This is a genomic window from Pseudomonas sp. 910_21, assembly GCF_052850735.1.
In genome coordinates, this window is record NZ_VXCY01000011.1 from 148,320 (window position 1) to 173,482 (window position 25,163).

The following is a 25,163-nucleotide window of genomic DNA, read 5'->3' on the forward strand; positions in this document are numbered from 1 at the left end:
GCCCCCTTACTGTCTGGCAGCCTGCCCCAGGGCCTTGGCCACCAGTTGTTCGTAGAGTTCGGCGTAGGGTTCCACCGCCTTGCACCAGTTGAACGGGGCCGCCATGGCCCGGCAGCGCATGGCGTTGAGCAGCGCCGGATAGGCGAAGACCTTGAACGCCCGGGTCAGGGCTTCCTGGTAGCTGGCGACCGTGGATTCGTCGAAGAGGAAACCGGTGACACCATTCTCGATGGTGTCCGCCAGGCCGCCGGTGTTGCGCGCCACTGGCAGCGAACCAAAGCGCTGGGCGTACATCTGGCTCAGCCCGCAGGGCTCGTAGCGCGACGGCATGAGCAGGAAGTCGCTGCCGGCGAACATGCGCCGGGCATCGGTTTCATTGAAGCCGATATTGACCCCGATGCGCCCGGGAAAGCGCCGGGCCAGGGCCCGCATGGATTGTTCCTCTTCCGGTTCGCCGCGCCCGATGATGGCGATCTGGCCGCCGCTGGCGACGATGAATTCGGCCACGCCCTCGGTGAGGTCCAGACCCTTCTGGTAGACCAGCCGCGAGACCACGGCGAACAGCGGGCCGTTGCTGGCGTCAAGCCCGAACATTTGCCGCACATGGGCGGCGTTGGCCGCCTTGCCGTCCCAGTCGCCCATGCTGAAGGGGCAGAACAGGTGCGCATCGGTGGCCGAGTCCCAGCTTTCGTCGATGCCATTGGGGATGCCACTGAGCAAACCTTGCTGGGTCTTGCTGGCGAGAAAACCGTCGAGTCCGCAACCGAAGGTTGGGGTGGTGATTTCCTGGGCGTAGGTGGCGCTCACGGTGGTGATGTGGCTGGCGTAGGCCATGCCGGCCTTGAGGAACGACAGCTTGCCGTAGAACTCCATGCCTTCTTGTTGCAGGGCGTGTTCGGGAATGCCCAGTTCCGGGCACGAGGCCAGGCTGACCACGCCTTGGTACGCCAGGTTATGGATGGTGAACAGCGTCGGCGTGCGCTGCCCGCGCCAGTGCATGTAGGCCGGGGCCAGGCCGGCGGGCCAGTCGTGGGCGTGCACCAGATCGGGGCACCAGTGGATTTGTGCCAGGTTGGCGGCGATGTCGGCAGCGGCCAGCCCCAGGCGGGCAAAGCGAATGTGGTTGTCGGGCCAGTCGCGGCCATTGTTGGCGCCGTAGGGCGAGCCTTCGCGCTCGTACAGCTCCGGGCAGATCAGCACATAGATCACCAGGCCGTCGGGCATGTCCATGCGCCCGATCTTGCAGGCCGGCAACGCCGCGTGGCCCCCCAGCTCGCCGATGATATGGATGGGGTTCTCGCTGTGCAGCACCTGGGGATAGCCGGGGATCAGCACCCGCACATCGTGCAGGTGGGCCATGGCCCGGGGCAGGGCAGCGGAGACGTCGCCGAGACCGCCGGTCTTCACCAGGTCGGCGATTTCCGAGGTGACGAACAGCACCCGCTTGCGGTTGGGGTTCTGACGAGCCAGCGGCAGTACGGTCTTGCCTCCAGGGATGGAAATCGCCTGGGGGGCACGTTCACCGGCCTGCTGTTGAGGATGCTCTCCCTGAGTGTCCAATGCGGCGCTGATCATAGGTCTCTCCCGTTTTATTGATCTGTTCTGGTGACTCAAGCGCTACTGTCGGGCCATTCCTGTGGCCGGGCGCAATCGCGCCACACATCGATCAGCCTGAGCTGCTCGAGCGCTGCAGCAGAAAGGATGGAGGAGCCGTTGCAAGGAATGCACCAGTGGCAGCGGCCCTACCTTTAACCTGACCTTGGGCCGAAGCGAAAAGTTTCGACTTTTTCAATGCAAAAGTGACCGCTCGGTCACGATGCGAAAAGCAGTCTAGGACAGAACCTAGAGCGGTGCCGGGCGGGGCGGGGTTTTCCCCCGGGGCGGGAGTTGGACAACGGATTTATCCCGACGAAAGGTCGGTCGTGCACCGCCGCAGAGCGGGGGCGAAATGGCCTCGGCGCGAAAACGGTGAGGGCGCGCGAGGGGGTGGTGCAGGCACCTGGCGGCCTTGCCCGAAAATGGGCAAGGCCGCCGCGGGAGAGGCTTGCGGTGTTGCGCTTAGTTGAGCGGACGGATCGGCTGGCCGGCGTGCCAGGCCTGCAGGTTCTCGATCATCTGGGTGAAGAACTGCCGGTAGTTCTGCTGGCTGACATAGCCGATATGGGGTGTGGCCAGGACATTGGGCAGGCGCCGGAACGGATGGTCGGCGGGCAACGGCTCGCGGGCGAACACATCCAGAGCGGCTCCCGCCAGGCGGCCCTGCTCCAGGGCGGCGATCAAGGCCGCCTCATCGACGATCGGGCCCCGGGCGGTGTTGACCAGCAAGGCCTCGGGCTTCATCCAGCCCAGGGCCTGGGCGTCCACCAGACCACGGCTGCGTTCGCTGAGTACCAGGTGCACCGAGAGCATGTCGGCCTGCTCGAACAGCTCCTGTTTGCTGACCAGGGTTGCCCCGGCGATGGCCGCGCGCTCGGCGGTGAGGTTTTCGCTCCAGGCAATGACCCGCATGCCGAACACCTGGCCGAACTGCGCCACCCGCTGGCCGATGCTGCCCAGGCCGAGAATGCCCAGGGTCTTGCCGTGCAAGTCGCCCCCCAGGCCCTGTTGCCAATGGCCGGCGCGCAGGGCATTGGCTTCATTGAGCAGATTGCGGGTCAGGGCCATGAGCAGGGCCCAGGTCAGTTCCGGAGCGGCGTGCTTGTAACTGTCGGTGCCGCAGACCTGGACCCCCAGGGCCGTGGCGGCCTTGAGGTCGATGGCGGCGTTGCGCATGCCGCCGGTCAGCAGCAATTTGAGCCGGGGCAGGCCTTGCAGCAGGGCTGCGTCGAACACTGTGCGCTCGCGCATCAGGCAGATCACCTGGAAGGGCTGCAGACGCTGGATCAGCGTGGCGTGGTCCGCCGGGTAGTCATGCAGGAAGCTGACCTGGCCAATGCCTTGCAGCACCGACCAGTCCACCACGTCGCGGGCCACGTCTTGCCAATCATCGATGACCGCAATCTGTACAGCCATGTTCAGGCTCCTTTCTGGGGGACGGTTCAGGTGGCCTGGCAGGGCCTGTTGACGCAGCCGATCATGTCGCAGATTGGCCTCGGGTTCCATTTACAAAAGCCATGGTTAACGGTGTAGGAGCCGGCTTGCCGGCAAAGAGGTCTGTGAAGTGGGCGTTTGTCGTGAGGGCGCTTTCGCTGGCAAGCCAGCTCCTACGGGGGGGCGTGTGCGTGGGCGTGGTTCAGCCTAGCCAGCCCAGGGTCAGCCACACCAGCACGGCGTAGCGGGCGCCCTTGGCCAGGCTGACGATCAGCAGGAAACGCTTGAGGGGTTCGCCCATGACGCCTGCCACCAGGGTCAGTGGATCGCCGATCACGGGCATCCAGCTCAGCAGCAGCGTCCAGTGGCCGTAGCGCTGGTAGTGCACCCGGGCCCGCTCCAGGTGACGCGGGCTGACGGGAAACCAGCGACGGTCCTTGTAGGTGTCAAGGCGCCGCCCCAGCCACCAGTTGACCAGGGAGCCCAGGACGTTGCCCAGGGTCGCCACCAGCCAGAGCCCGAGTACCGCCAGTTGGCTGTTGTGCAGCAGGCCGACCAGCAGTGCTTCCGACTGCAGGGGCAGCAGGGTGGCGGCGGCGAAGGCGGCGAGAAACAGGCCGAGGTAGGCGCTGGCGATCAACGGGCCGGGTAGTCCGCTACTACGACATCCTGGCCGTCACGGGTCAGGCCGATGACCTGGAAGGCCTCGGCGCCCATGCCGTCCATTTCCATGCCGGGGGAACCCATGGGCATGCCCGGGGCGGCGATGCCCAGCAGGTCGTTGCGCTTGCGCAGGGCCAGGACCTGTTCAGCGGGGACATGGCCTTCGACGAATTTGCCGTCGATCACCGCGGTGTGACAGGACCCCAGGCGCGGGGCGACACCCAAGCGCTGCTTGACCGCGCTCATGTTGCTTTCCACGTGGTCGGTGACGGCAAAACCGTTGTCCTGCAGGTGCTCGATCCACTTTTTGCAGCAGCCGCAGTTGGCGTCGCGGTGCACGTCGATGGGGATCAGTTCGCCAGCCTGAGCCAGGGAGCCGATCAGCAGGGCGGACAGGGCCGCCAGACGCAGTGAAGTTTTCATCGAAAGTCTCGTTGTCGCTGTTGAATAAGGGGCGCTGGCAGGGCCGGGCCCCGCGGGTGCGCGCTCGGGGTGGTGCATTTTGCGGTTTTTTTTGCCAGCTGCCGGGGGCTTTTGTTTCAAGTTGATACCAAGCTCCGGGAGCGGATGAAGGGTTCTAGAATCACATCCGTCACCGCAAAACCAGACAGGCGCCGTTGTCCGGGGCGTCATCGTTGCGGGCGTAGTCAGCGGTCCGCGCCTTGCAGGCCGACCACCAGGGCCTTGACGAGGGTGCGTCGGGACGGGGTGTGCCTTGAGGTAGGGAGCGGCATGGCAGGCTTTCAGTCGGTCAGCGGATTGGAGGGGACTCTAATCAGCGCTGGCTGTCAGGAAACTGAGGCGGGCATTACAGATTTGTCAGTCGCCCGGGTGCTCCAGACGTTGCTTGAGATTGCCCAGGGCCTGGGTCGAAAGCTGCTCCATGCGCGCCCGCAGGCTGCTTAGTTGCAGGTCGGTGCAATAGTCCAGTGTGTGCCGCAACAGCGTGCCGTCGCCTTGCTTGTTCAGTTGGTAATGGACAGTGCCGTCCAGGGCCGCGGAGCTGAAGACGACCTTGAACTCTTTGGGAAATACCGCGATCAGCACGCGATAGCTCATGGGGATCTGTACCCCGAGGAGATTCATGACTTCGCTGAAGCGGTGACCCGTCGGCAGCGAGCCACACAGGCCGGTGTCGGCCCGCAGGCTGGATGGGTGCCACTCCGGCCAGCGCTCCGGTTGGGTGACGTAGTAATAGACAGTGTCGATTCCGGCCTGGATATACAGTTCATGGCTGATGCGCTCTTGCAGCAGATGTGATTGGCGCTGGCCCATGTTGCCCCCCACTTCCTTGTGACCTGAGGCTGCAAATATAGCCCCGCCGTGGCGCGTCGCCAGCGGCGGGGGCCGACCGTTCAGCGGACTTTGAAGCGGCCCATCAGGTGGCTGACCCGGGCATTGGCCTGCAACAGGCTCTGGGTATTGCTTTCACCGGCCCGGGCACTCTCCACCAGCTCCTCGACCATGTGTCGGATGCTGACCATGCTGCGGTTGATCTCCTCGGTCACCGCGCTCTGCTGTTCGGCAGCGGTGGCGATCTGGGTGCTCAGACTGTTGATCTGATTCACCGAGTCGGCCATTTCATCCAGACCGCTGTTGACCCGGGCCGTGGCGTCCGCCGCGGACTGGCAACTGGCCTGGGTGTTTTCCATGGCGCTGACCGAGGAGCTCACTCCCTGGGTCAGGCGGCTGAGCATTTCGTTGATCTGCGAGGTGCTGTCCTGGGTCCGTGCGGCCAGGGCCCGGACCTCATCGGCGACCACGGCAAAGCCCCGTCCCTGTTCCCCGGCCCGGGCCGCCTCGATGGCGGCGTTGAGGGCCAGCAGGTTGGTCTGCCCGGCAATGGCACCGATCACCCCGAGGATCTCGGTGATGCGTTGAGCGTCGGCTTGCATGGCCTCGACCTTGTGGGTGGCATCAGCCACTTCGTCGATCAGCGCGATGACACTGCCGGAGGCTTCGCCTACGACGACCCGCGAGTGTTCGGCATGCTCGTTGGCGCGCCGGGTGAAGTCCGCGGTCTGGGCGGCGTTGGCCGCGACACTGTCGGCCGTGCTGCTCATCTCGGTGATGGCGGTCACTGTCTGATCGGTTTCCGAGGCGTGCCGCATCAGTATCTGTTGGCTGTGGGCCGAGGTCTGCTGCAACTGCGCCAGGCTGCCGGCCATGGCTTCGGTGGCCTGGGTGACTTCGCCGATCATGTTCTGCAGGTACTGGATGAAGTGGTTGACCGAGTGACCGATGGCCCCCAGTTCGTCCTCGGCGCGGATCACGATGCGTCGGGTCAGGTCGGCGTCACCGGTGGCCAGTGCATCGATATTGCCCTTGAGGATCTTCATCCGCTGCACCAGTTGGCGGATCGCATAGACCTGCAGCAGCACCAGCAGGATCACCATGGGGATCTGCAACAGGCTCAGGGTGCTCAGCACGTCGTCGCGCTGGGCAGTGATCAGGTGGGTGGGCAGGGCGCTGGCGAGGAACCAGGGGGTGCCTTCAATGGCGCGCATGAAGAAGGTGCTGGGCACCCCGGCGTTATCGAACTCGATGCGTTGCGCGTTGTTGTCGCGACGTTCCAGGGCGCTTTGGACCTGGGCCGCGAAGGGCGAGCCGGCAGCCAGTTCGCGGATGTTCTTCAGCACGATCGGGCCGTTGATCCGCGAGCTGTTGCTGATGATCTTGCCGTCGGCTTCGACGATCAGCATCTCGGCGTCGAGCTCCTTCTCCTGACGGGCCACCAGATCGTTGAAGAAACCCAGGGTGACGTCGATGGTGGCCACGCCCCAGGGCTGGCCGTCGCGACGGATGGCCATGGCGCAGTTGGTGCGCGGCTCGGCGCTGGCGTCGTCCTTGTAGGCCGCGGCCCAGGCGCACTGGCCGGGAGCGGTCTGCATGCCGCCCTTGTACCAGGACTGGTCGTAGTAGTTGGGCGCCGGGTCGCTGTTCCAGAAGGTGTTGACCACCAGCTTGCCGGACGCATCACGGTGCCAGAAGGTGCTGTGCTTGTTGCGCTCCGGGGTGCGCTGGCCGGGCAGGGGCCAGATCCCGCCGCCGAAGACCTTTTGCTCGCCGTACTGGTCCACCAGGCCCGGCAGGACCTTGTCGATGCTGTCGCTGTCGAGCAGGGGGATGGTCTGGGTGATGCTGCGTTGCTGGGCCTGGACCTTGTTCAACTCGCCCTGAATGCGCTGCGCCACTTCGGCGATGCGATTGAGGGCCACTTGCTCCTCGGTATGGCGCAGCTTGGGCGCCACCAGTTGGCTGATTCCCATGACCGTGAGCACCAGCATCAGGACAATGAACAGGACCAGAAAGAGCGTGTAGCGGGCTTGAATCGTGCGCAAAGCGGGCATGGGACCTGTCCTTACCGAGCGTTTTTTATTATTTGGAGAGGGTGAGCCTTGTCAGGGCATCCACAGGATGTCGGCGCGGTTTTTGTGCTCTTTAGTACGTTCGTCCAAAAAAGTTGGGTGGTGTTTAAAAAAGCTGTCGCAGGTGACACGCAGGAGGGGCCGACAGCGGCTGAACGGTTCAATCGTGAGCATGAAAAGATGACGATTTGAAGGTTGCGCAAACAGCCGGCGCCGCTTAAATCGGGCCTTTGGGCTAATTGTGTCGAGTTTGTACAAAAATTGTAAATTGCGGAAATAAAGCGTTGTTGGGAAGTCGTCCTGGCGTTGATACTTGCGCCCATTCAGATGATTCAACACGGTTTGCGCCCAGTTTCAGACGCTAGACAAGACTTTTCCGGTCTTCTCTGAGCCAGGCTGAACAGGGGGATTGGCAAGCCGGACTACAGGAGTGTCAGCATGGCAATCGGATACGTTGGAGGCTGGACCAGCAAGGCGGGTCTGTTGGTTCAGGACGGCGGTGGCAGCGGTTCTTCCAAGCCGGTCTCGCAAAGTGCCAAGGTACGGCAGATGTTGAGCCTGGTGGGAAGCAACCCCACCGTGCTGGATATCCGCAAGATGGACCAGTTGAAGCTTCACAAGCAGATCAAGGGTTTCGACCCGACCAACGTGACCACCAAGTCCCTGGGTGGCATGAGCACCTTTCTCAAGAACAATGGCCTGATTTCTGACATCACCGCGCTGAACCTGATCAACGCCGGCGACAAGTTCGACCGTTTCGGCATTCCGAAGAACCCGGATGAGCCGTTCAATGCTCTTGAGTACTTTGCGATGAAGCTCGATGACATCCAGAGCAACAACATCAAGGGCAACAAGTACGCCAACTACCTCGTTCCCGAGTACAAGAAGGCGATCTACGTTCTGCAGAGCCTGCAGAGCTATGGCAAGGGCAACGGCACCACGGTGACCGACAAGAACGTTTCCGCCAAAGCCTGACCCACCAACGGCGCGCGCTCCCTGGTCGAGCCCGCGCCGCGTTCCCTGCGTCAGCGATCCAGCAGCGCCATCACCTCCTCGGTGTACCGGGGGCCGGCGGTGGTCTGCGGGCTGAAGATTGCCTCCAGCGAAGTCAGTTCCCCGGCACTCAGGCGGATCTGCAGCGCTGCCACGTTTTCCTCCAGATAGCGCCGTTGCTTGGTTCCGGGAATCGGAATCAGGTAGTCGCCCTGAGCCAGTACCCAGGCCAGGGCCAGTTGCCCGGCACTGACCTGTTTGTCCGCCGCCAGTTGCTGCACCTGCGCCACCAGTTGCAGGTTGCGCTGGAAATTCTCGCCTTGGAAACGTGGGTTGGAGCGCCGGAAGTCATCGGCGGCAAAGTCGTCAGGGCTTTTCAGGGCGCCCGTCAGAAAGCCTCGACCCAGAGGGCTGTAGGGGACAAAGGCGATCCCCAGGCGCTGACAGGCGGCCAGGCAGCCGTTGTCTTCCTGGTCCCGGCTCCATAGCGAGTATTCACTTTGCAGGGCGCTGATGGGGTGTACCTTGTGGGCGCGCTCCAGGGTGCTTGCCGACGCTTCACTCAAGCCCAGGTAGCGCACCTTGCCGGCCTTGACCAGTTCCGCCATGGCGCCGACGGTCTCTTCGATGGCCACGTCCGGGTCGACCCGATGCAGGTAATACAGGTCCAGGGTGTCCACGCCCAGGCGCCGCAGGCTGCCGTCGATGGAAGCACGCACGTATTCGGGACGGCCGTTGACGCCGCGGGCATCCGCGTCGCCCGGATCGCGGACGATGCCGAACTTGCTGGCCAGGAACACTTGCTGACGCTTGCCGCGAATCGCCTGGCCGATCAATTCCTCGTTGCTGTGGGGACCGTACATATCGGCGGTGTCCAGCAGGTTGATCCCCAGTTCCAGGGCTCGGTGCAAGGTGGCGATGGCCTCCTTGGGGTCGTTGCCGGTGGTATAGAAATCGCTCATGCCCATGCAGCCCAGGCCAATGGCGGAAACCTGTGGACCCTGATGGCCAAGTTGTCGAGTGTGCATTGCCGATTACTCCGATGAGTGGGGAAGAGCGCTCAGTTTGCTACTCGACAAAAGACCTATAAACCAGCTAAAAGCGCTATCACTATTATCATTATCTAAATAATCGCGAGCCTGTTTCATGGACCGTTTCAACGCCATGCGCGTCTTCACCCGGATTGTCGAGCTGGGCGGTTTCGCCAGGGCCGCCGAGGATCTGCACATGCCGGCAGCCTCGGTCACCATCCTGATCAAGCAACTGGAAGCTCACCTGGGTGTGCAGCTTTTGCACCGCACCACCCGCCAGGTCCGCCCCACCCTGGACGGCGCCGCCTATTACCAGCGCTGCGTGCGCCTGCTGGCGGACCTGGAGGAGGCCGAAGCGGCCTTCTCGGTCACCCGGCACAACCCGCGGGGGCTCTTGCGCATCGATATGCCGGTGGGAATCGGTCGGCTGATCGTGATTCCCGCGTTGCCGGAGTTCTCTGCCCGCTACCCGCTGATCGAACTGGAGATCGGCCTCAATGACCGCCCCGTGGATCTGATCCGTGAGGGGGTGGATTGCGCCTTGCGGGGCGGCCCGGCCCTGGACGACAGCCTGGTGGCCCGACCGCTGGTGCAATTGCAACAAGTGACGTGCGCCAGCCCCGGCTACTTGCAGCAGCGGGGAACGCCCCAGTCGCCGGCAGACCTGGAAGGGCATCGGATGGTGGAGTATTTCTCCAGCGTCAGCGGCAAACGTTATGGTCTGGAGTTCTACATCGATGGCCAGTTGCGCCCGATGGAGTTGCCCAAGCAGGTGGCGGTCAACAGTGCCGACGGCTACCTGGCGGCCTGCGAAGCCGGTTACGGACTGGTGCAGACGCCGTATTACAACGTTGCCCGACAGTTGCGGGCCGGAGTCTTGCGAGAGGTCCTGGAGGATTTTCCGGTGCCGTCGCTGCCGCTGACCGCCATGTATCCGCCCCAGCGTCATCTGTCCACCCGGGTGCGGGTGTTCGTCGACTGGCTGCTGGAGTTGTTCGCCCGCCCTGGCAATGGCACCTCGCGACCCTGAAGGCTTGCCGCAAAGAGCAGAACGCCCGCGGCGGGGCGGGCGTTGGCTGGGGGAGTGGCAGATTCAGCGGGGCCGATGAACTGGCCGGATGACTCAGCGGTGGTAGTAGCCCGGGCCGCCGTCGTAGTAACGGTGATGCCCGCCATCGCGGGGCATGATGATGCAGCCTGACAGGGTCAGGATTGCCAGCAGGGGAATCAGCAGTGTGATTCGACGGAACATTTCTCAATCCTCAAAGGGCACGGGGAACTCGACAGGACGATGAAGGAGAAAAATCTCCTTCGCGCCTGTACCATGTGACCCCGATTTCCCCGGCGCATCCCCGAATCCGGGTATGTGCTTGGCATCGTTCTTGATACACAGCGGATACATTTTCAGCTTCAGGACCCCGCAATGACCCAGTCACAACGCTTGAAATACTCGATCCTGATTTCCCTGGTGGTACTGGGGATCATGCTTGGCCTTTCCTACCTGCAGAACCACGGCGTCATCAGCGAAAAACTGTTCCAGTACATCGCCATTGGTGTGGCGGTGGTCGTGGTGGTGATCAATGGCGTGATGCGCCGCAAGGTCAAGCCCTGAACCGTGGCTCGACCGTCTCAGGAGAGACCGTCGAGCACCGCTGCGGCCTGCTGGTGCAGGCTGTAGCTCTTGTCGGCATTGAGGGTCAGGACGCCCTCGGTGCACAGGCGCTTCAAGACTTCTCGGACGCTTAGAAACGACAGCGGAATATCCAGTTCCAGCAGTTGACTGTGAACCCCCCGCACACCCAGGGAGCGCTCGCTCTGGGCTGCTGTGAGCAGGGCGTCGATGACTTTCAGGCGAATCAGACTGGTGCGCAGGCCAAAGCTTTTCAGCAGGTGCTTGATTCGTTCATTACTGTTGCGCTCGGCGTTCTTGCCGAAGACACCGGCGCCGGCATTCAGGGAAGGCGTGTTGTTCACGGTGATGCCGTCCATTGGCAGTTGCGGGTTGTACATGCAAAAACTCCTTATCAGAGCCTTATCAGGAAAAGAATGATGGGTGCTCTAGTAACTAGACGTACGAGCACGGCAAATCATGAAGCCCAGGATGTAGAAAATTTGTCGGTATCAAGTTGCTGACATGTCATTGGCCGGTCCGTGCCGACCTCTTGGGGGTAATTTTTTCTGCGCTGATTCGTCCATAGGGTCAGGCAGGCGTCGGTTGATCCGTGCGCGGCTGGATTCCCAGACTGGCGGCGTTGCCAAACCCTTCCTGCACACCAGTCCTGGTTCTGTATTTTTGCATCAGGAGTCGGCGTGATCATTTCCAGGCAGTTACCGCATTTTTGCCTTGCAGCCCTGTTTCTAAGTTTCAGTTGCGGTGCCTACGCACTGGCGCAGCCTGAACAGACCCGTGCCGAGATTCGCCGCACTAGCTTTGGTGTCCCGCATATCCGTGCCAGCGACGAGCGCGGCCTGGGCTACGGCATCGGTTACGCCTACGCCCAGGACAATCTGTGCCTGATGGCCAATGAAGTGCTGACGGTGAACGCCGAGCGGGCCAAGTACTTCGGTGCCGAAGGCCAGACTCTGGAGCAACGGGACAACCTGAGCAGCGATGTGTTTTTCAGTTGGCTGAACACGCCCCAGGCGGTAGCCGGCTTCTGGCAGGCACAGACCCCGGCGGTGCGTGAGCGCATGCAGGGTTATGTTGAGGGCTACAACCGCCAGTTGGCGGAGCGCCGGGTCCAGGGGCTGCCCGAGCAGTGCCAGGGCGACTGGGTACGGCCGCTGGCTACCTCGGACCTGGTAAAGCTGACTCGGCGCTTGCTGGTGGAAGGCGGCGCCGGTCAGTTCGCCGAGGCCCTGGCGGGAGCCACGCCGCCGGGCGTCACCGCCCAGGCGGCACTGAGCGAGCGTCGCTGGCAACTGGCAACAGTCCGCCAGCAAGGTTTTGCCCTGGACCGTGGCAGCAATGCCGTGGCCATCGGCAGCGAGCGTTCGTTCAACGGTCGCGGCCTGCTGCTGGCCAACCCGCATTTCCCCTGGATCGGCGCCATGCGTTTCTATCAGATGCACCTGACCATTCCCGGTCAGTTGGATGTGATGGGGGCGGCCTTGCCGGGCCTGCCGCTGATCAATATAGGTTTCAACCAGCACCTGGCCTGGACCCACACGGTGGATGCGTCCAAGCATTTCACCCTGTACCGCCTGCAATTGGACCCCAAGGACCCGACCCGCTATCTGCTGGACGGTCGCTCCCGGCCCCTGGAGCGCCAGACGGTCACGGTGCAGGTCAAAGGCCAGGATGGCCAGTTGCACAGCCAGTCACGGACGCTCTACAGCTCGGTCTTCGGCCCGGTGGTGCAGTGGCCTGGGGAACTGGACTGGGACCGCGAACATGCCTACAGCCTGCGTGATGCCAACCTCGACAACACCCGGGTGCTGGCCCAGTGGTATGCGATGAACCAGGCCAACAGCGTGACCGGCTTGCAAGACAGCGTGCATCAGTTGCAGGGCATTCCCTGGGTCAACACCCTGGCGGTGGACGACCAGGGCCGTGCGCTTTACATGAACCAGTCGGTGGTGCCCAACGTCACCCAGGCCAAGCTGGCCCAGTGCAGCGATCCACGGATCGGCACTCAGGTCATCGTCCTCGACGGCTCCCGCAGCACCTGTGCCTGGGATATCGACCCGGCGGCGGCCCAGCCGGGTATTTTCGCCGCCGGCCAATTGCCGCAACTGGCCCGCAACGACTACTTGCAGCACTCCAATGACTCGGCCTGGATGGTCAACCCGGCGGCGCCGCTGCAGGGCTTCTCGCCGGTGATCAGCCAGCAGGATGTGCCCCTGAAGATGCGCGCGCGTTTCGCCCTGGATCGCTTGAGCCGGATGCCCAAGGCCCAGGTCAGCGATCTGCAGCATATGGTCACCGATGATCAGGTGTACCTGGCCGGTCAGGTGATGCCGGACCTGCTGCAATTCTGCGCGCAGGACCTGGGCCCCGACGCCCGGCGACTGGCCACGCTGTGCGCCAGCCTCAAGTCCTGGGATCGCAGTGCCGGGCTGCAGACGGGCCTGGGGTTCGTGCACTTCCAGGGCATCATGCAGCCGTTGCTGCAGAGTCCCGACATCTGGCGTGTGGCCTTCGACCCCAAGGACCCGCAGCACACGCCACGGGGGTTGGCCATCAGTCGTCCGTCAGTGGCCCAGGCCCTGCGTGAGGCGATGCTGGCCTCGGCGCAGCAAGTGGAGCAGGCCGGGCTGGGCGCCGATGTGCGCTGGGGCGATATCCAGCAGGTGAGCCAGGGTGGGCGGCCGACCCCGGTGCCTGGCGGCCCGGAAAGCCTGGGGGTGTACAACGCTATCCAGAGCGTGCCGGGTGCCGACGGCAAGCGCGAGGTGGTGAGCGGCACCAGCTACCTGAATGTGGTCAGTTTCGACGAGCAGGGGCCGCGAGCCCTCGGGCTGCTGGCGTTTTCCCTGTCCAGCGATCCGGCGTCGCCGCACTTTCGCGACCAGACCGAGGCCTTTGCCCGGAATCAGTGGAGTGTGCTGCCCTTTACCGAAGCGCAGATCCGCGCCGATGGCCAGTATCAGTCGCAACTGATCCAGGAGCCGCGGCGGGATTGGCAGCCATTGCACAAGTAGTGGATGTCAGCGGTTGAAGTGAATCGAGGCCGCCCCCGCAACGGGGCGGCCTTCAGCTTTTTGGCGGCGACTGAGGCAACGAGTTGATCACCGGGTTGCCTTCGCGATTGCGCGTCAGGTAGACCGGCAGCACCTTGGGCAGCGAAGTCAGCAGGCTCTTGATCTCCCGGGTGTTGTAGATGCCGCCGACGCGGATCTTGCCGGTCGAGTTGTCAGCCAGTTGCACCGGGGTGTCCAGGTAGCGATTGATCAGCGGCAGGGCATCGCTGAGGGCCAGGTTGTCCAGCACCAGCTTGCCGTTGCGCCAGGCCAGAGAACTGTCGTTGCTGTAGGTCTGGCTGATCTGCGGCGCGTAGTCGCCATCCTTGTAGCGGGCCTGCATGCCCGGCTCCAGGCGGAAGCCTTCGCCGGGCAGGGCAGTATTGCTGGTGACCAGCACCGAGCCCTGGAGCAGGGTGACCCGTACCTGATCTTCATACATCCACACGTTGAACTGGGTGCCGGTGACCTTGACCTGGCCATGGGCGGCCTTGACCACGAACGGATGGCTGCTGTCGTGGCTGACCCTGAAGAACGCCTCACCCTTTTTCAGAGTGACCCGGCGCTGATCCTTGTAGTTGCTGTAGGTCAGGCTGCTGCCCAGGTTCAGTTCCACCTGGCTGCCGTCGGCCAGGGTCACATTGCGCAGACTGTCGCCGGCTTCGAAGCGTTCGTAGGACGACGGCAGCCAGCCCAGCTCCCAGCCGCTGTAGGCGGCCAGGGGCAGGGCGCACAGGGCGACGGCAGCGGCCACGCCGTAATGCTGCCAGGTGCGTCGAGGGGCAAGCTTGACCGGAGTCGGTGCCAGTGTGGAGGGAGGCAGTTGATCGGCCACTTCCCATATCTCCCGCATCGCCTCGTATTCGAAAGCGTGCAGGGGGTCGGCATCATGCCATTGCTGAAAGGCCAGACGCTCCGCATCGCTGCAGTCGGCTTCATGCAGGCGCATGCACCATTGCGCCGCAGCTTGGGTAATGGCGTCGTATTCGGCTTCTGAGAGGATCTGTTCGCTCATTGACTCTTCCTGATTTCCCGCATTCTACCCTCCGCCGTAAGGCTTGTAGAACAGGCGTCATGGCTAATGCGCATCAAAGTGAACTTATTTTCATCTGCCACGCCTTGAAAACATGCTGTGTATCGAAAGTGTCTACAAATCGGCAAGCCTGACGACAGTGTCTGTGTGTCAGCAACACTGGCACCTTCCCTGCAACCCATGGGATCGGGTTGACAGGGCCAACAGTCGCCGTTGTTTAATCGACGGGTCACATGCTGTCGCCCCCTCCAATAATTACTCTGGAGCTTCAGATGTCTGCATCATCCCCGGTTGTTGAAACGCCCTGCCAATACCTCTCTCTACCCGCTCTGGTGCAGTTGCTGGAGACGATTTTCCTGCGCCATGGCTGCCGCGCCGAAGTGGCCCGCTGCCTGGCCGAGAACTGCGCCGCTGCCGAGCGCGACGGTGCCCAGAGTCATGGTGTGTTCCGTATTCCCGGTTATGTCTCGACCCTGGCCAGTGGCTGGGTCGATGGTCGGGCGGTGCCTGTGGTGGAGGACGTTGCGGCAGCCTTTGTCCGGGTCGACGCCGGCAACGGCTTTGCCCAGCCGGCCCTGGCGGCCGCTCGCGAGCTGCTGGTGAACAAGGCCCGCAACGCCGGGATCGCGGTGCTGGCGATCCGTAACTCGCACCATTTCGCTGCACTCTGGCCAGATGTCGAGCCCTTTGCCGAAGAGGGGCTGGTGGCCCTGAGCGTGGTTAACAGCATGACCTGTGTCGTCCCCCACGGCGCCGACCGGCCGTTGTTCGGCACCAATCCGATTGCCTTCGCCGCCCCCCAGGCCCAGGGCCAGCCGATCGTCTTCGACCTCGCCACCAGTGCCATCGCCCACGGCGATGTGCAGATCGCCGCGCGCAAGGGCGAGCGCTTGCCCCTTGGCATCGGCGTCGACAGCCTGGGACAGCCGACCCAGGACCCCAAGGCGATTCTCGAAGGGGGCGCCTTGCTGCCGTTTGGCGGCCACAAAGGTTCGGCCCTCTCGATGATGGTGGAGTTGCTGGCCGCGGCCCTGACCGGAGGTCACTTTTCCTTCGAGTTCGACTGGTCCAATCACCCCGGGGCGAAGACGCCCTGGACCGGGCAATTGCTGATCGTCATCGACCCGAGCAAGGCTGCCGGACAGAACTTCGCCGAGCGCAGTCAGGAACTGGTGCGGCAGATGCATGCGGTGGGACTCAAGCGTTTACCGGGGGATCGTCGGCATCAGCAGCGCGAGCGCTCGCTGCAAAAGGGAATCGCCATGGGCGTGGAGCAACTGCAGCAGCTGCGGGCGCTGGCGCAGGACTGAAACGAAAAAAGGGCCAGGCCGCCACTGGCGCGCCTGGCCCTGGAGCGGGGGGCGGTTACGAACGCCGGCCCAGCAACAGGCCGACCACCAGGCCAAAGCCGGCGGAGATGGCCACGGTCTGCCACGGGTGGCCACCGATGTATTGCTCGGTGGCATCCACCACCGGTTTGCTGCGCTCGCGCACGTTGCTGACCGATTCCAGCGCCTGCTTGAGCTTGAGGCTCACTTGCTGGCGCAAGCTTTCACCTTCTTCGCCCACCAGGCTGGCGCTGCCCTTGAGCAGCTTTTCTGATTCTTCGATCAGCGCCTGCAGTTCGCTGAAGGCCTGGTCCTTGATTTGATCGCTTTCCGCTTGCGCGGCAGATTTACGAGCCATGAAGTTTTTCCTTGGAAATATCGCCGCTGGTGCAACGCCAGCCTCTGTTGCTGGGCCGATTGCTGCCTTTGCCAGCGGCTACAGGTGAATGGGTGGCAAGCAATGGAGTTCGGCGCGGGGGCAAAAGTTGCAGCCATTTTGCGCCTTGCTCGCCACCCTTGAGTAAAACCCTCAGCCCCTACAGTGTAAGATGGCGCCTATTTTACGCAGCAGGAATTTCCCATGAGTTTCAATCTGGCTAACAAGACCCTGGCCGAACGCGCCGCCATCGAGGACGAGAAGTCCCGTCTGTTCGACTTGTGGCAGAGCAACCTGGGCAAGGCCAAGGGCGAGGCGGCACGGCTGTTCGGCGAGCGCGGCAAGCGCAAGGGCAAATGGGCCGAGTGGGTTCGTGCAGAACTGGACGGCATGTCGCCGCCGGAGTACTCCAACATGGTGCGCAGTGAAGTCAATCGGCTGATGGCGGCGAACAAGTAATCGCGAAACTCTCGACAATCGCTTCACGCACCTTCACCAGCAGCGGGTCGATCTGCGGGCTGGTGCGCCAGCCCAGTTCGATCGGATAGCGCGGCAGCGCCAGAGGGCAGGGCAGCAGTTGCAGGCCGGTGAACTCGGCGATGCGCCGCGCGGCATGGGCGGGAATGGTCGCCACCGCCTGGCTGCCCTTGAGCAGAAAGGGCAGCGCGGCAAAATGCGTGGTCGAGGCGCAGACCTGACGACTGAGTCCCAGATTCGCCAATCCTTCATCGGTGATGCCGATAAACCCTTGTGACGACACCAGCAGGTGTTCGCGCCGAACGAATTCTTCGAGGTCGATCTGCCGTTGCCCGGGGGCCAGGCTGGCCGGGTCCGCCAAACACAGGTAGTCGCCTTCCCCCAGCACCTGCCGACTGAGCAGGCGCTCGGCAAAGCCACCGGCGCTGATGGCCAGGTCGACGCTGCGCTGCAACAGCGCCTCGGCGACGATCTGGCTGTGGGTCTGGCGGAAGATCAGTCGCAACTTGGGTGCGCGGCGGGCCACGGCTTCGATCAGGCGCCGGCCGTAGGCAATCTCGAAATCATCCGACAGGCCGACCGTCACCGAGCGTCCCTGATAGTCGGCGCTGTCCGGGGCAACCATGGCCAGGCTCTGGCGGCATTTGTTCAGGGCCTCAGTGACCACCGGCTTCAATTGATTGGCCTTGAGAGTCGGCGCCAGGCCGCGGCCGGTGCGAACGAACAATTGATCGCCATACAACTCGCGCAGGCGGCGCAAGGCCGCACTCATGGCCGATTGGGTCACTCCCAGGCGCAGGGCCGCGCGGCTGGCGCTGGACTCGTCATGTAGGGCTTCGAAAGCCTTGAGCAGGTTGAGGTCGACGCTGGCGATATTCATCTGGTTCATATCATTAAGCACTGAGTTGGGGTTTATCGATGATCAGCGGCCGCAGGACAATGCGCAACACCTGATCGTACGAGGAGTCATGTCATGCCCAAGTCCATAGTCGCTGCCCTGCAAATCGGTGCCCTGCCAGAAGGCAAGGCCGCCACCCTGGAGCAGATCCTCTCCTATGAGGGCGCCATCATCGACGCGGGTGCGCAGTTGGTGGTGATGCCCGAAGCGCTGTTGGGGGGCTATCCCAAGGGCGAAGGCTTCGGCACCCAACTGGGTTACCGCTTGCCCGAGGGGCGTGAAGCCTTTGCCCGTTACTTTGCCAATGCCATTGATGTACCCGGGGTCGAGACCGAAGCTCTGGCCGGTTTGTCGGCCCGAACCGGGGCCAATCTGGTGCTGGGGGTGATCGAGCGCAGTGGCAGCACCCTGTATTGCACGGCGCTGTATTTCGATCCGCAGCAGGGGCTCGTGGGCAAGCATCGCAAACTGATGCCCACCGGCACCGAGCGCCTGATCTGGGGCCAGGGCGACGGCTCGACTCTGCCAGTGCTGGACACCCAGGTGGGCCGGGTCGGCGCGGTGATCTGCTGGGAAAACATGATGCCGTTGCTGCGCACCGCGATGTACGCCCAGGGCATCGAAGTCTGGTGCGCGCCCACGGTGGACGAGCGCGAGATGTGGCAGGTGAGCATGCGTCACATCGCCCATGAAGGTCGTTGTTTCGTGGTCAGCGCCTGTCAGGTCCAGGCCTCGCCCCAGGAACTGGGGCTGGAGATTGCCAACTGGCCGGCAGAGCGCCCGCTGATCGCCGGTGGCAGCGTCATCGTGGGGCCCATGGGCGACGTATTGGCCGGGCCGCTGGTGGGGAGCAGCGGGCTGATCAGCGCCGAGATCGACACGGCTGACCTGGTGAAGGCCCGCTATGACTACGACGTGGTCGGCCACTATGCGCGTCCGGATGTGTTTGAACTGAGCGTGGACCAACGCCCCCGATCCGGGGTGCGCTTTATCTGACTCGCCGGCGTTGTTCAGCGTCGGCGGCGCCACTGTTCGCGGGTGATTTCCCAGATGTCCAGGGGGAAATGCCCGCCGACAAAGTCGCCGCTCTCGGAGCGGACCAGGCGCATGCCGCCGCGCTCGGAGATTCGCCGCGAGCCCTGGTTCGGCGCAGCCTTGGGCACCCGCATCAGCGGTTGTTGCAGCACTTCGAACCAGAATTCGTCGACCACGGTGCAGGCTTCGCTCATGTAACCCTGGCCTTGCCACGGCGGGGCCAGCCAGAAGCCGCGGTTGTTGTCGGCTTCGTTCATCAGGCTGATGCTGCCGATCATTTGCTCCGGTTCGCTGCGCAGACGGATTGTCCAGTGCCATTCTGTGCCCCGGGCCATTGCCGGCAGGGCCATGTCCCGCAGGTAGCTCAGGGCGCCGTCGGCCGGGTAGGGCCAGGGCACCACGGCATTGAGGTAGCGCACCACTTCCCACTGCGGGAACAGCTGCTGGATGGCCTCGGCGTCCGCCAGTTCCAGGGGGCGCAGCAGCAGGCGTTCGGTGTGCAGGGTGGGAACAGGGTCGATCATGAGCGGGACTCCTTGTGGGGGTTGCCTAGCCTCAGTCGCTGGCTGAGAAAGTCGACGAAGACCCGCAATTTTGGCAGCAAGTGCCGGCTGCTGGGCCAGAGAATGGAGAACTTGCCGCGCTCTTGCTGATAGTCGTCCAGCACCGAGATCAGGCTGCCGTCGGCCAGGGCGCCACAGACCACGAATTCGGGCACGTAGGCGATGCCCAGGCCCTGGCTTGCGGCGTGGATCAACGACTCAAGGTTGTTGCTGGTCAGGGCGCTGCCCAGTACCAGCGGTGGCGCGCCGTCGGGCAGGCGCAGACTCCATGGCTGCAGCACGCTGCCGCCGGGGAACTTGTAGCGCAGACAGGCGTGCTGCTCCAGGTCCCGGGGGGAGTGAGGGATGCCGCGCTGGGCAAAGTAGCCGGGGGCGCCGATCAGCACGAAGCCGAAGGGGCCGAGGCTCCTGGACTTGAGTTGGGAGTCTGGCAGCTCGCCGCTGCGGATCACCGCGTCGACGCCTTCGGCGATCACGTCGATCAGCCGGTCGTTGAAGTCCAGGTCCAGCTCGATGTCCGGATAGCGTGCGGCGAATTCCGGCAGGATCGGCAGCAGCATGCGATAGCCGATGGCGGGCAGGCTGACCCGCAGCCGGCCCCGGGGCTTGTCGCTGATCCGCGCCAGCTCGGCCTCGGCCTCCAGCACCTCGTCGACGATACGCTGGCCGCGCTCGTAGAACAGCGTGCCTTCGTCCGTCAGGCTCAGACGCCGGGTGCTGCGATTGAGCAGGCGTACGCCGAGTCGTTGTTCCAGGCGCGCCAGGGCCTTGCCCACCGCTGAGGCGGACAGTCCAAGACGCTCGCCGGCCCCCACCAGGCTGCCGCTCCGGACTACGCAGACAAACACTTGCAGGCCGTTAAGGTTGTCCATCTCTCACCTCGATTGCAGCGTTTTTGTCCGTAAAGAGCGGAAGAATGCCTGGTTTTTTGCCTATTGCGGCACCTCTATCATGGATTTTTCTGCAAATCGCCCGGGTTGTCAGGGCTGAGAGGTGTGCGTGAATCCTGAACTCGAATTGTCCCTGAGGCCGGCGGCCCGCGCCCGCGAACGGGCTTCCTATGGGGTACTGGCCGCGGTCTGTCTGGCGGCCTTGATGTTGCCCCTGACCTTTGTCGGCGTGGCGGTGGCGACGCCGGCCATTGGCCGCGAACTGGGGGGCAGCCCGCTGGCCCTGAGCTGGACCACCAACGCCTTCATGCTGACCTTCGGCAGTGTGCTGATGGCGGCCGGCACCCTGGCCGATGAGTACGGTCGCAAGCGTTTGTTCAGCCTGGGGGTGGCGCTGTTCGGCCTGAGCTCCCTGGCCCTGGTGTTCGTGCCGTCGCTGCTGTGGCTCAACTTGTTGCGCGGGGTCCAGGGCCTGGCAGGCGCCGCCGCCCTGGCCGGTGGCTCGGCCGCCCTGGCCCAGGCCTTCGAAGGACCGGCGCGAACCCGCGCCTTCAGCCTGCTGGGCACCACCTTCGGCGTCGGTCTGGCCTTTGGGCCGATCCTGGCCGGGGTGCTGATCGAGCACAGCGGCTGGCGCGGGATCTTCGTCTCCGGGGCGCTGATCGGCGGCTTGTCCCTGGGCTTTGGTGTGCCGCGCATGGAGGAATCCCGGGACCCCGAGGCCCAAGGCGTGGACTGGCCCGGCACTTTGAGTTTCACCCTGGCCCTGGTGCTGCTCACCTGGGGCATTCTGCAGGCGCCCCAGAGTGGTTGGGACAGCCCCTGGGTCCTGTTGTTGCTGGCGGGAGCGCTGTTGGCGCTGGGGCTGTTCATTGTTGTGGAACGCCGGGCCTTTCGGCCGATGCTTGACCTGTCGCTGTTTCGCTACCCGCGCTTTGTCGGGGTGCAAGTGCTGCCCATCGCCACCTGCTACTGCTACGTGGTGCTGCTGATCCTGCTGCCGATCCGCTTTATCGGCGTCGAAGGCTACAGCGAGATCGACGCCGGAATCCTGATGATGGCCCTGTCGGCGCCGATGCTGGTGGTGCCCTTTGCCGCAGGTTGGCTCAACCGCTGGTTCAGCGCTGGCAACCTGTCGAGCCTGGGTTTGCTGGTGGCTGCCGGCGGGCTGTTCTGGCTCAGTCGGATCGAACCGGGGCAGGCCGCTGTCGAGCGGGCCTGGCCATTGCTGGTGATCGGCCTGGGCAGCGGATTGCCCTGGGGCTTGATGGATGGGCTGTCGGTGAGCGTGGTGCCCAAGGAGCGGGCCGGCATGGCCAGCGGCATCTTCAGTACCACCCGGGTGGCGGGTGAGGGCATAGCCCTGGCCTTAGTGGTGGCGCTGCTGGCGGGGCTGTTGCAACACCGCCTTGCAAGCCTCGCGGCGCCGGGAGAGTCGCTGCTGCTGGCCGCGCGGCAGTTGGCTGGTGGCGATCTGAAGGCCAGCGCCGGGTCCTTGCCGGCGTTGACCCGGGAGGGGGTGCTGCACCTCTACTCCGAGGCGTTCAGCCAGCTGTTGCAGGTGTTGATGGTCATCACCCTGCTGTCTGCCCTGGTGGTGAGGGTGGCGTTGCATGAGCCGCGCCACCCGCATCAGGCCGGCGACTGATCAGCGGAATTCGAAGAACTCATAGTGCAGGTTGCCTTCGGGAATCCTGTACTCGTTCATCAGTTCCCGCACCTGGGCCAGCAGGCCCTTGGGTCCGCAGAAGCTGATCTGGATCTGCTGCGGGTCGGTTTCCGTGGCAGTGCGCTTGAGGGTCTGGGCCAGGGATTGAGTGCCGCCGCTGTTGGCGACGAAGTCCACACCACGGGCCTGGGCCATGCCTTGCAGGGTGTCGACGCTGGGAAAGGCCCGAGACGGGTTGTAGCAGTACACCAGGGTCGCCTTGTCGAACCGCCCGGCGGCCGAATCCTGCAGCCAGGAAATGAACGGCGAGATGCCTACGCCGCCGCCAATCCAGATTTCCCGAGCCGCTTCCCGAGGCCGCTTGAAGCGGCCATAGGGCGCGTAGAGGTCAGCGCGCATGCCGGGTTGCACCTGCTTGCGCAGCCGTTGGGTGTAGTCGCCGAGGGCGCGGATCACGAATTCGATGCGCCCGTCTTCGGTCTGGGCGCTGGCGATGGTGAAGGGGTGCGGCTCGCGCAGGCCCTTTTCCTGCATCGACAAAAAGGCGAACTGGCCGGCCTTGAACGGAAAGCCCCGACCCAGGGGCTGCAGTTCCAGGTGCAGGGAGTTCTTTTCCACCTTGACCGCGCTCACTTGGTACTCGCCGACCTTGGCCACGAAAGGGTAGAGCAGCAGCTTGTATAGGGCCCCGAGCACCCCGAGGATGCACAGCGCGCCGAGCCAGAGACCCGAGGGCGAGTCCAGGGTGATGGGCGACTTGAAGCTCAGCCAGTGCAGGATGACGATCAAAAACAGCGGGCCGGACAGCTTGTGCCACCAGCGCCACTGGCTGTAGGGAATGTTGCGGTTCAGCGCCAGGAGCACAATCAGGCCCAGGGCCACGTAGCTCAGCTGGCGCACCAGGCGGGTCCAGTACTTCGACAGTTCGAGGATCGGCACGCTGTTCCATTCTTCCAGGTTGGCCTTGAACACCAGGTGATAGCTGGCGAACGCCAGGGCCCAGATGCCCAGCCATTTATGCGCCTCGTAGACCCGGTCGAGGCCGCCGAACAGGCGCTCGACAAAACCCCAGCGGGCAGCCAGCAGGCAGGACAGGGCCATGTAGGCCAGGGCGGCGCTGCCCAGGATCATGCTCAGGGTGGCGGAGGTCAGCCAGGTGGCGGAAGGAATCTCCAGCAGGAGGGTGAAGGTGGTGATCAGCAGGACACCAACGATCGTGTGCCAGGTTTTCAAGGGTGCATGACTCCGCTCAGGAAATGCCGTCATGGCGTGAACATCGACTGCCGCAAAGGGCCCCTTTGCAACGGGTGGGTGCTGCCAAAGGGAGCGATGTATGGAGTGGTGTGGCGCTGAGATTAAGCTGGATATGACAGGTTTTTCGCGCGTGACCGGATGCCATCCTAGCGCTTAAACCTTAATTCAAGCTGATGCTGGTCATGGATTCGGTTTTTTATGATTGCTAAAAATGATCGAATATCAATTGCATTTCGATTTCATGTGCAGGGCGTTGGCGCGGCTGGCGGGTAGGAGCCGGCGTGCCGGCGAAGGGGCTCTGGAGACCTGTGCAGGGCCTGGATTGTTTTCGCTGGCAAGCCAGCGACTACGGGATGGCGTAGGCCCGGCTAGCGCCTGCGAAGTGGCGGCGGATTTGCACTCGGGTGTGCTGCGCAGGCCCTGGCGCGCGTCTAGCAGCCATAGCCCCGCAGCCGTATCGGGGCCCGTGATGATGAGCCCGACCATGCAAGCCCTGTTGAACCAGATCCTCGATGAAGTCCGCCCCCTGATCGGCCAAGGCCAGGTCGCCAACTACATTCCAGCCCTGGCCGATGTGCCGGCCAATCAGCTGGGGATTGCCGTGTATGGCAACGACGGCCAGGTGTTCAGCGCCGGTGACGCCGATACGCCGTTTTCAGTGCAGAGTATTTCCAAGGTCTTCAGTCTGGTGCAGGCCATCGGCCATTCCGGCGAGGCGATCTGGGAGCGCCTGGGTCATGAGCCTTCGGGGCAGCCGTTCAATTCCCTGGTGCAGCTGGAGTTCGAGCGTGGTCGGCCACGCAACCCCTTTATCAACGCCGGGGCTCTGGTGATCTGCGACATCAACCAGTCGCGGTTCGCCGCGCCGGCCTTGTCCATGCGCGACTTTGTCCGGCGTCTGTCGGGCAACAGTCAGGTGATGGTGGATGGCCGGGTGGCCGATTCGGAATACCAGCACCGTGCCCGCAACGCGGCCATGGCCTACCTGATGCAGTCCTTCGGCAACTTCCATAACGATGTGGAGGCGGTACTGCGCAGTTATTTCAGTCACTGCGCCTTGCGCATGAGCTGTGTCGATCTGGCCCGAGCGTTCTGCTTTCTGGCCAACGACGGTTTCTGCAAGCACAGCGGCGAGCAGATCCTCAGCCGGCGGCAGACTCAGCAGGTCAACTCGATCATGGCCACCAGCGGGCTCTACGACGAAGCCGGCAATTTCGCCTATCGGGTCGGCTTGCCGGGCAAGAGCGGGGTGGGCGGGGGGATTGTCGCGGTGGTGCCGGGGCAGTTCACGGTCTGCGTCTGGTCACCGGAACTCAACAGCGCCGGCAACTCCCTGGTGGGCATGGCGGCCCTGGAACTGCTCAGCCAGCGCATCGGCTGGTCGGTGTTCTAGGACTTACCAGGCGCCCGGGTTGCTCAGGCTGATCTGCCCGCGATCGATGAAGCGCTGGGTGCCGAACAGGCCGCCGGCCAGCTTGCCTCGTAGTACATAGGGCAGGTTGTCCAAGGTCTGGGTCTGGCTCAGGCCCAGGGTCTGGCGCAGTACGGAAAACGCCGAGACGCTGACTGGAATCACCAGGATGTCCTCCGAGTAACGGCCGATATGCCCGCGCTGGTCGCTGACCCCGGACGCCAGCGGGCGGCCGTTGACTTCCAGGTCCAGGGCGACGCCGTTGTAGTCGATGGCGTTTTCGTTGGGGTTCTGCAGGCGCAGTTTCACCGCGAAGCGCATTTCCAGTTCCTGGCTGGGCAGCGGCTCGATGCCCACCACGTTGATCGCCAGGGGATCGCGGTTGGGCAGCAGGGCACAGGCGCTCAGACTGAGCAGTACCAGGGTCAGGGCGATGAGTTTGCGCATGGAGCACCTGCTTG

The 25,163-nt window shown here is 63.7% G+C and carries 25 protein-coding genes and 2 pseudogenes; 9 read left to right on the plus strand and 18 right to left on the minus strand.

The window, feature by feature from the left end:
* Positions 1-6: 6 nt before the first annotated feature.
* From glgA to FW796_RS29000, 8 genes and pseudogenes are all read right to left on the minus strand, one after another.
* Positions 7-1,575 carry a glycogen synthase GlgA gene (gene glgA, locus FW796_RS28965; RefSeq protein ID WP_404936934.1) on the minus strand — a complete coding sequence of 523 codons (1,569 nt, stop codon included), beginning with the start codon at positions 1,573-1,575 and terminating at the stop codon, positions 7-9.
* A 483-nt stretch (positions 1,576-2,058) separates the two neighbouring features.
* A complete protein-coding gene (locus FW796_RS28970) occupies positions 2,059-3,012 on the minus strand; it encodes a D-2-hydroxyacid dehydrogenase family protein (RefSeq protein ID WP_346634315.1) in 954 nt (317 codons plus the stop codon).
* A gap of 220 nt (positions 3,013-3,232) precedes the next feature.
* Complete coding sequence (locus tag FW796_RS28975) at positions 3,233-3,670, minus strand: YqaA family protein (protein WP_346634316.1); 438 nt, start codon at positions 3,668-3,670, stop codon at positions 3,233-3,235.
* Positions 3,667-4,116: a DUF411 domain-containing protein gene (locus FW796_RS28980; protein ID WP_346634317.1), complete on the minus strand. Its 450-nt coding sequence runs from the start codon at positions 4,114-4,116 to the stop codon at positions 3,667-3,669. Before FW796_RS28980 ends, FW796_RS28975 begins: the two co-directional genes overlap by 4 nt.
* A gap of 396 nt (positions 4,117-4,512) precedes the next feature.
* Entirely contained in the window at positions 4,513-4,968 is a 456-nt protein-coding gene (locus FW796_RS28985; RefSeq protein WP_346634318.1) for an SRPBCC family protein, read from the minus strand.
* 80 nt (positions 4,969-5,048) lie between these two features.
* A pseudogene (locus FW796_RS28990) lies at positions 5,049-5,570 on the minus strand (methyl-accepting chemotaxis protein); the annotation flags it as partial.
* Positions 5,571-5,909: 339 nt separating this feature from the next.
* A pseudogene (locus FW796_RS28995) lies at positions 5,910-7,043 on the minus strand (cache domain-containing protein); the annotation flags it as partial.
* Between the two features lie 51 nt (positions 7,044-7,094).
* Positions 7,095-7,400, minus strand: coding sequence for a hypothetical protein (locus FW796_RS29000; protein ID WP_346634320.1), 306 nt, complete (start codon positions 7,398-7,400; stop codon positions 7,095-7,097).
* 99 nt (positions 7,401-7,499) lie between these two features.
* Here FW796_RS29000 and FW796_RS29005 point away from each other — a divergent pair, with 99 nt between their 5' ends.
* A complete protein-coding gene (locus FW796_RS29005) occupies positions 7,500-8,036 on the plus strand; it encodes a hypothetical protein (RefSeq protein ID WP_346634321.1) in 537 nt (178 codons plus the stop codon).
* Between the two features lie 50 nt (positions 8,037-8,086).
* Here the strand turns inward: FW796_RS29005 and FW796_RS29010 are convergent, their stop codons facing one another.
* Positions 8,087-9,082, minus strand: coding sequence for an aldo/keto reductase (locus FW796_RS29010; protein ID WP_346634322.1), 996 nt, complete (start codon positions 9,080-9,082; stop codon positions 8,087-8,089).
* Positions 9,083-9,200: 118 nt separating this feature from the next.
* On the opposite strand from FW796_RS29010, the gene FW796_RS29015 reads away from it, so the two are divergent.
* Positions 9,201-10,115, plus strand: a complete 915-nt coding sequence (locus FW796_RS29015) for a LysR family transcriptional regulator (protein ID WP_346634323.1) — start codon at positions 9,201-9,203, stop codon at positions 10,113-10,115.
* A 93-nt stretch (positions 10,116-10,208) separates the two neighbouring features.
* Here FW796_RS29015 and FW796_RS29020 read toward each other — a convergent pair whose 3' ends face one another.
* Positions 10,209-10,337, minus strand: coding sequence for a hypothetical protein (locus FW796_RS29020; RefSeq protein WP_256596732.1), 129 nt, complete (start codon positions 10,335-10,337; stop codon positions 10,209-10,211).
* Between the two features lie 171 nt (positions 10,338-10,508).
* On the opposite strand from FW796_RS29020, the gene FW796_RS29025 reads away from it, so the two are divergent.
* Complete coding sequence (locus FW796_RS29025) at positions 10,509-10,697, plus strand: hypothetical protein (protein WP_042941707.1); 189 nt, start codon at positions 10,509-10,511, stop codon at positions 10,695-10,697.
* 17 nt (positions 10,698-10,714) lie between these two features.
* Here the strand turns inward: FW796_RS29025 and FW796_RS29030 are convergent, their stop codons facing one another.
* Positions 10,715-11,095 carry a fe2+ zn2+ uptake regulation protein gene (locus FW796_RS29030; RefSeq protein WP_346634324.1) on the minus strand — a complete coding sequence of 127 codons (381 nt, stop codon included), beginning with the start codon at positions 11,093-11,095 and terminating at the stop codon, positions 10,715-10,717.
* 300 nt (positions 11,096-11,395) lie between these two features.
* On the opposite strand from FW796_RS29030, the gene pvdQ reads away from it, so the two are divergent.
* Complete coding sequence (gene pvdQ / locus FW796_RS29035) at positions 11,396-13,729, plus strand: bifunctional acylase PvdQ (RefSeq protein ID WP_446440503.1); 2,334 nt, start codon at positions 11,396-11,398, stop codon at positions 13,727-13,729.
* Between the two features lie 52 nt (positions 13,730-13,781).
* Here the strand turns inward: pvdQ and FW796_RS29040 are convergent, their stop codons facing one another.
* Positions 13,782-14,783 carry a FecR family protein gene (locus FW796_RS29040; protein ID WP_404936930.1) on the minus strand — a complete coding sequence of 334 codons (1,002 nt, stop codon included), beginning with the start codon at positions 14,781-14,783 and terminating at the stop codon, positions 13,782-13,784.
* Between the two features lie 290 nt (positions 14,784-15,073).
* On the opposite strand from FW796_RS29040, the gene FW796_RS29045 reads away from it, so the two are divergent.
* Positions 15,074-16,111, plus strand: a complete 1,038-nt coding sequence (locus FW796_RS29045) for an Ldh family oxidoreductase (RefSeq protein ID WP_346634327.1) — start codon at positions 15,074-15,076, stop codon at positions 16,109-16,111.
* 55 nt (positions 16,112-16,166) lie between these two features.
* On the opposite strand, the gene FW796_RS29050 is transcribed toward FW796_RS29045, so the two are convergent.
* Positions 16,167-16,487: a DUF883 family protein gene (locus tag FW796_RS29050; RefSeq protein WP_123725292.1), complete on the minus strand. Its 321-nt coding sequence runs from the start codon at positions 16,485-16,487 to the stop codon at positions 16,167-16,169.
* 222 nt (positions 16,488-16,709) lie between these two features.
* Here FW796_RS29050 and FW796_RS29055 point away from each other — a divergent pair, with 222 nt between their 5' ends.
* Positions 16,710-16,964, plus strand: coding sequence for a hypothetical protein (locus tag FW796_RS29055; RefSeq protein WP_011061196.1), 255 nt, complete (start codon positions 16,710-16,712; stop codon positions 16,962-16,964).
* On the opposite strand, the gene FW796_RS29060 is transcribed toward FW796_RS29055, so the two are convergent.
* Entirely contained in the window at positions 16,936-17,871 is a 936-nt protein-coding gene (locus tag FW796_RS29060) for a LysR family transcriptional regulator (RefSeq protein WP_123725290.1), read from the minus strand. The two genes, FW796_RS29055 and FW796_RS29060, sit on opposite strands and share 29 nt — an antisense overlap.
* An 84-nt stretch (positions 17,872-17,955) precedes the next feature.
* Between FW796_RS29060 and FW796_RS29065 the strand changes: the two genes are divergently transcribed.
* Complete coding sequence (locus FW796_RS29065; RefSeq protein WP_446440504.1) at positions 17,956-18,876, plus strand: carbon-nitrogen hydrolase family protein; 921 nt, start codon at positions 17,956-17,958, stop codon at positions 18,874-18,876.
* Positions 18,877-18,890: 14 nt separating this feature from the next.
* On the opposite strand, the gene FW796_RS29070 is transcribed toward FW796_RS29065, so the two are convergent.
* Positions 18,891-19,439, minus strand: a complete 549-nt coding sequence (locus tag FW796_RS29070; protein WP_430962729.1) for a GNAT family N-acetyltransferase — start codon at positions 19,437-19,439, stop codon at positions 18,891-18,893.
* Complete coding sequence (locus tag FW796_RS29075) at positions 19,436-20,350, minus strand: LysR family transcriptional regulator (protein WP_446440505.1); 915 nt, start codon at positions 20,348-20,350, stop codon at positions 19,436-19,438. Before FW796_RS29075 ends, FW796_RS29070 begins: the two co-directional genes overlap by 4 nt.
* A gap of 127 nt (positions 20,351-20,477) precedes the next feature.
* Between FW796_RS29075 and FW796_RS29080 the strand changes: the two genes are divergently transcribed.
* Entirely contained in the window at positions 20,478-22,016 is a 1,539-nt protein-coding gene (locus FW796_RS29080; protein WP_404936919.1) for an MFS transporter, read from the plus strand.
* On the opposite strand, the gene FW796_RS29085 is transcribed toward FW796_RS29080, so the two are convergent.
* Positions 22,017-23,270 (minus strand): ferredoxin reductase family protein, encoded by a 1,254-nt coding sequence (locus FW796_RS29085; RefSeq protein WP_446440506.1) that lies wholly within the window; start codon positions 23,268-23,270, stop codon positions 22,017-22,019. It lies immediately after the preceding gene.
* Between the two features lie 505 nt (positions 23,271-23,775).
* Between FW796_RS29085 and glsB the strand changes: the two genes are divergently transcribed.
* The gene (gene glsB / locus FW796_RS29090; RefSeq protein ID WP_268561460.1) at positions 23,776-24,684 is read left to right on the plus strand and encodes a glutaminase B; all 909 of its coding nucleotides are present in this window, start codon (positions 23,776-23,778) and stop codon (positions 24,682-24,684) included.
* Between the two features lie 3 nt (positions 24,685-24,687).
* Here glsB and FW796_RS29095 read toward each other — a convergent pair whose 3' ends face one another.
* Positions 24,688-25,149, minus strand: a complete 462-nt coding sequence (locus FW796_RS29095; protein WP_346634340.1) for an LEA type 2 family protein — start codon at positions 25,147-25,149, stop codon at positions 24,688-24,690.
* Positions 25,150-25,163 lie beyond the last annotated feature (14 nt).

Coding starts and splice junctions, on each gene's coding strand:
- glgA (WP_404936934.1), bottom strand. CDS start 1,575: ATGATCAGCGCCGCATTGGACACTCAGGGAGAGCATCCTCAACAGCAG.
- FW796_RS28970 (WP_346634315.1), bottom strand. CDS start 3,012: ATGGCTGTACAGATTGCGGTCATCGATGATTGGCAAGACGTGGCCCGC.
- FW796_RS28980 (WP_346634317.1), bottom strand. CDS start 4,116: ATGAAAACTTCACTGCGTCTGGCGGCCCTGTCCGCCCTGCTGATCGGC.
- FW796_RS28985 (WP_346634318.1), bottom strand. CDS start 4,968: ATGGGCCAGCGCCAATCACATCTGCTGCAAGAGCGCATCAGCCATGAA.
- FW796_RS29005 (WP_346634321.1), top strand. CDS start 7,500: ATGGCAATCGGATACGTTGGAGGCTGGACCAGCAAGGCGGGTCTGTTG.
- FW796_RS29010 (WP_346634322.1), bottom strand. CDS start 9,082: ATGCACACTCGACAACTTGGCCATCAGGGTCCACAGGTTTCCGCCATT.
- FW796_RS29015 (WP_346634323.1), top strand. CDS start 9,201: ATGGACCGTTTCAACGCCATGCGCGTCTTCACCCGGATTGTCGAGCTG.
- FW796_RS29020 (WP_256596732.1), bottom strand. CDS start 10,337: ATGTTCCGTCGAATCACACTGCTGATTCCCCTGCTGGCAATCCTGACC.
- FW796_RS29025 (WP_042941707.1), top strand. CDS start 10,509: ATGACCCAGTCACAACGCTTGAAATACTCGATCCTGATTTCCCTGGTG.
- FW796_RS29030 (WP_346634324.1), bottom strand. CDS start 11,095: ATGTACAACCCGCAACTGCCAATGGACGGCATCACCGTGAACAACACG.
- FW796_RS29040 (WP_404936930.1), bottom strand. CDS start 14,783: ATGAGCGAACAGATCCTCTCAGAAGCCGAATACGACGCCATTACCCAA.
- FW796_RS29045 (WP_346634327.1), top strand. CDS start 15,074: ATGTCTGCATCATCCCCGGTTGTTGAAACGCCCTGCCAATACCTCTCT.
- FW796_RS29050 (WP_123725292.1), bottom strand. CDS start 16,487: ATGGCTCGTAAATCTGCCGCGCAAGCGGAAAGCGATCAAATCAAGGAC.
- FW796_RS29055 (WP_011061196.1), top strand. CDS start 16,710: ATGAGTTTCAATCTGGCTAACAAGACCCTGGCCGAACGCGCCGCCATC.
- FW796_RS29060 (WP_123725290.1), bottom strand. CDS start 17,871: ATGAACCAGATGAATATCGCCAGCGTCGACCTCAACCTGCTCAAGGCT.
- FW796_RS29065 (WP_446440504.1), top strand. CDS start 17,956: ATGCCCAAGTCCATAGTCGCTGCCCTGCAAATCGGTGCCCTGCCAGAA.
- FW796_RS29070 (WP_430962729.1), bottom strand. CDS start 19,439: ATGATCGACCCTGTTCCCACCCTGCACACCGAACGCCTGCTGCTGCGC.
- FW796_RS29075 (WP_446440505.1), bottom strand. CDS start 20,350: ATGGACAACCTTAACGGCCTGCAAGTGTTTGTCTGCGTAGTCCGGAGC.
- glsB (WP_268561460.1), top strand. CDS start 23,776: ATGCAAGCCCTGTTGAACCAGATCCTCGATGAAGTCCGCCCCCTGATC.
- FW796_RS29095 (WP_346634340.1), bottom strand. CDS start 25,149: ATGCGCAAACTCATCGCCCTGACCCTGGTACTGCTCAGTCTGAGCGCC.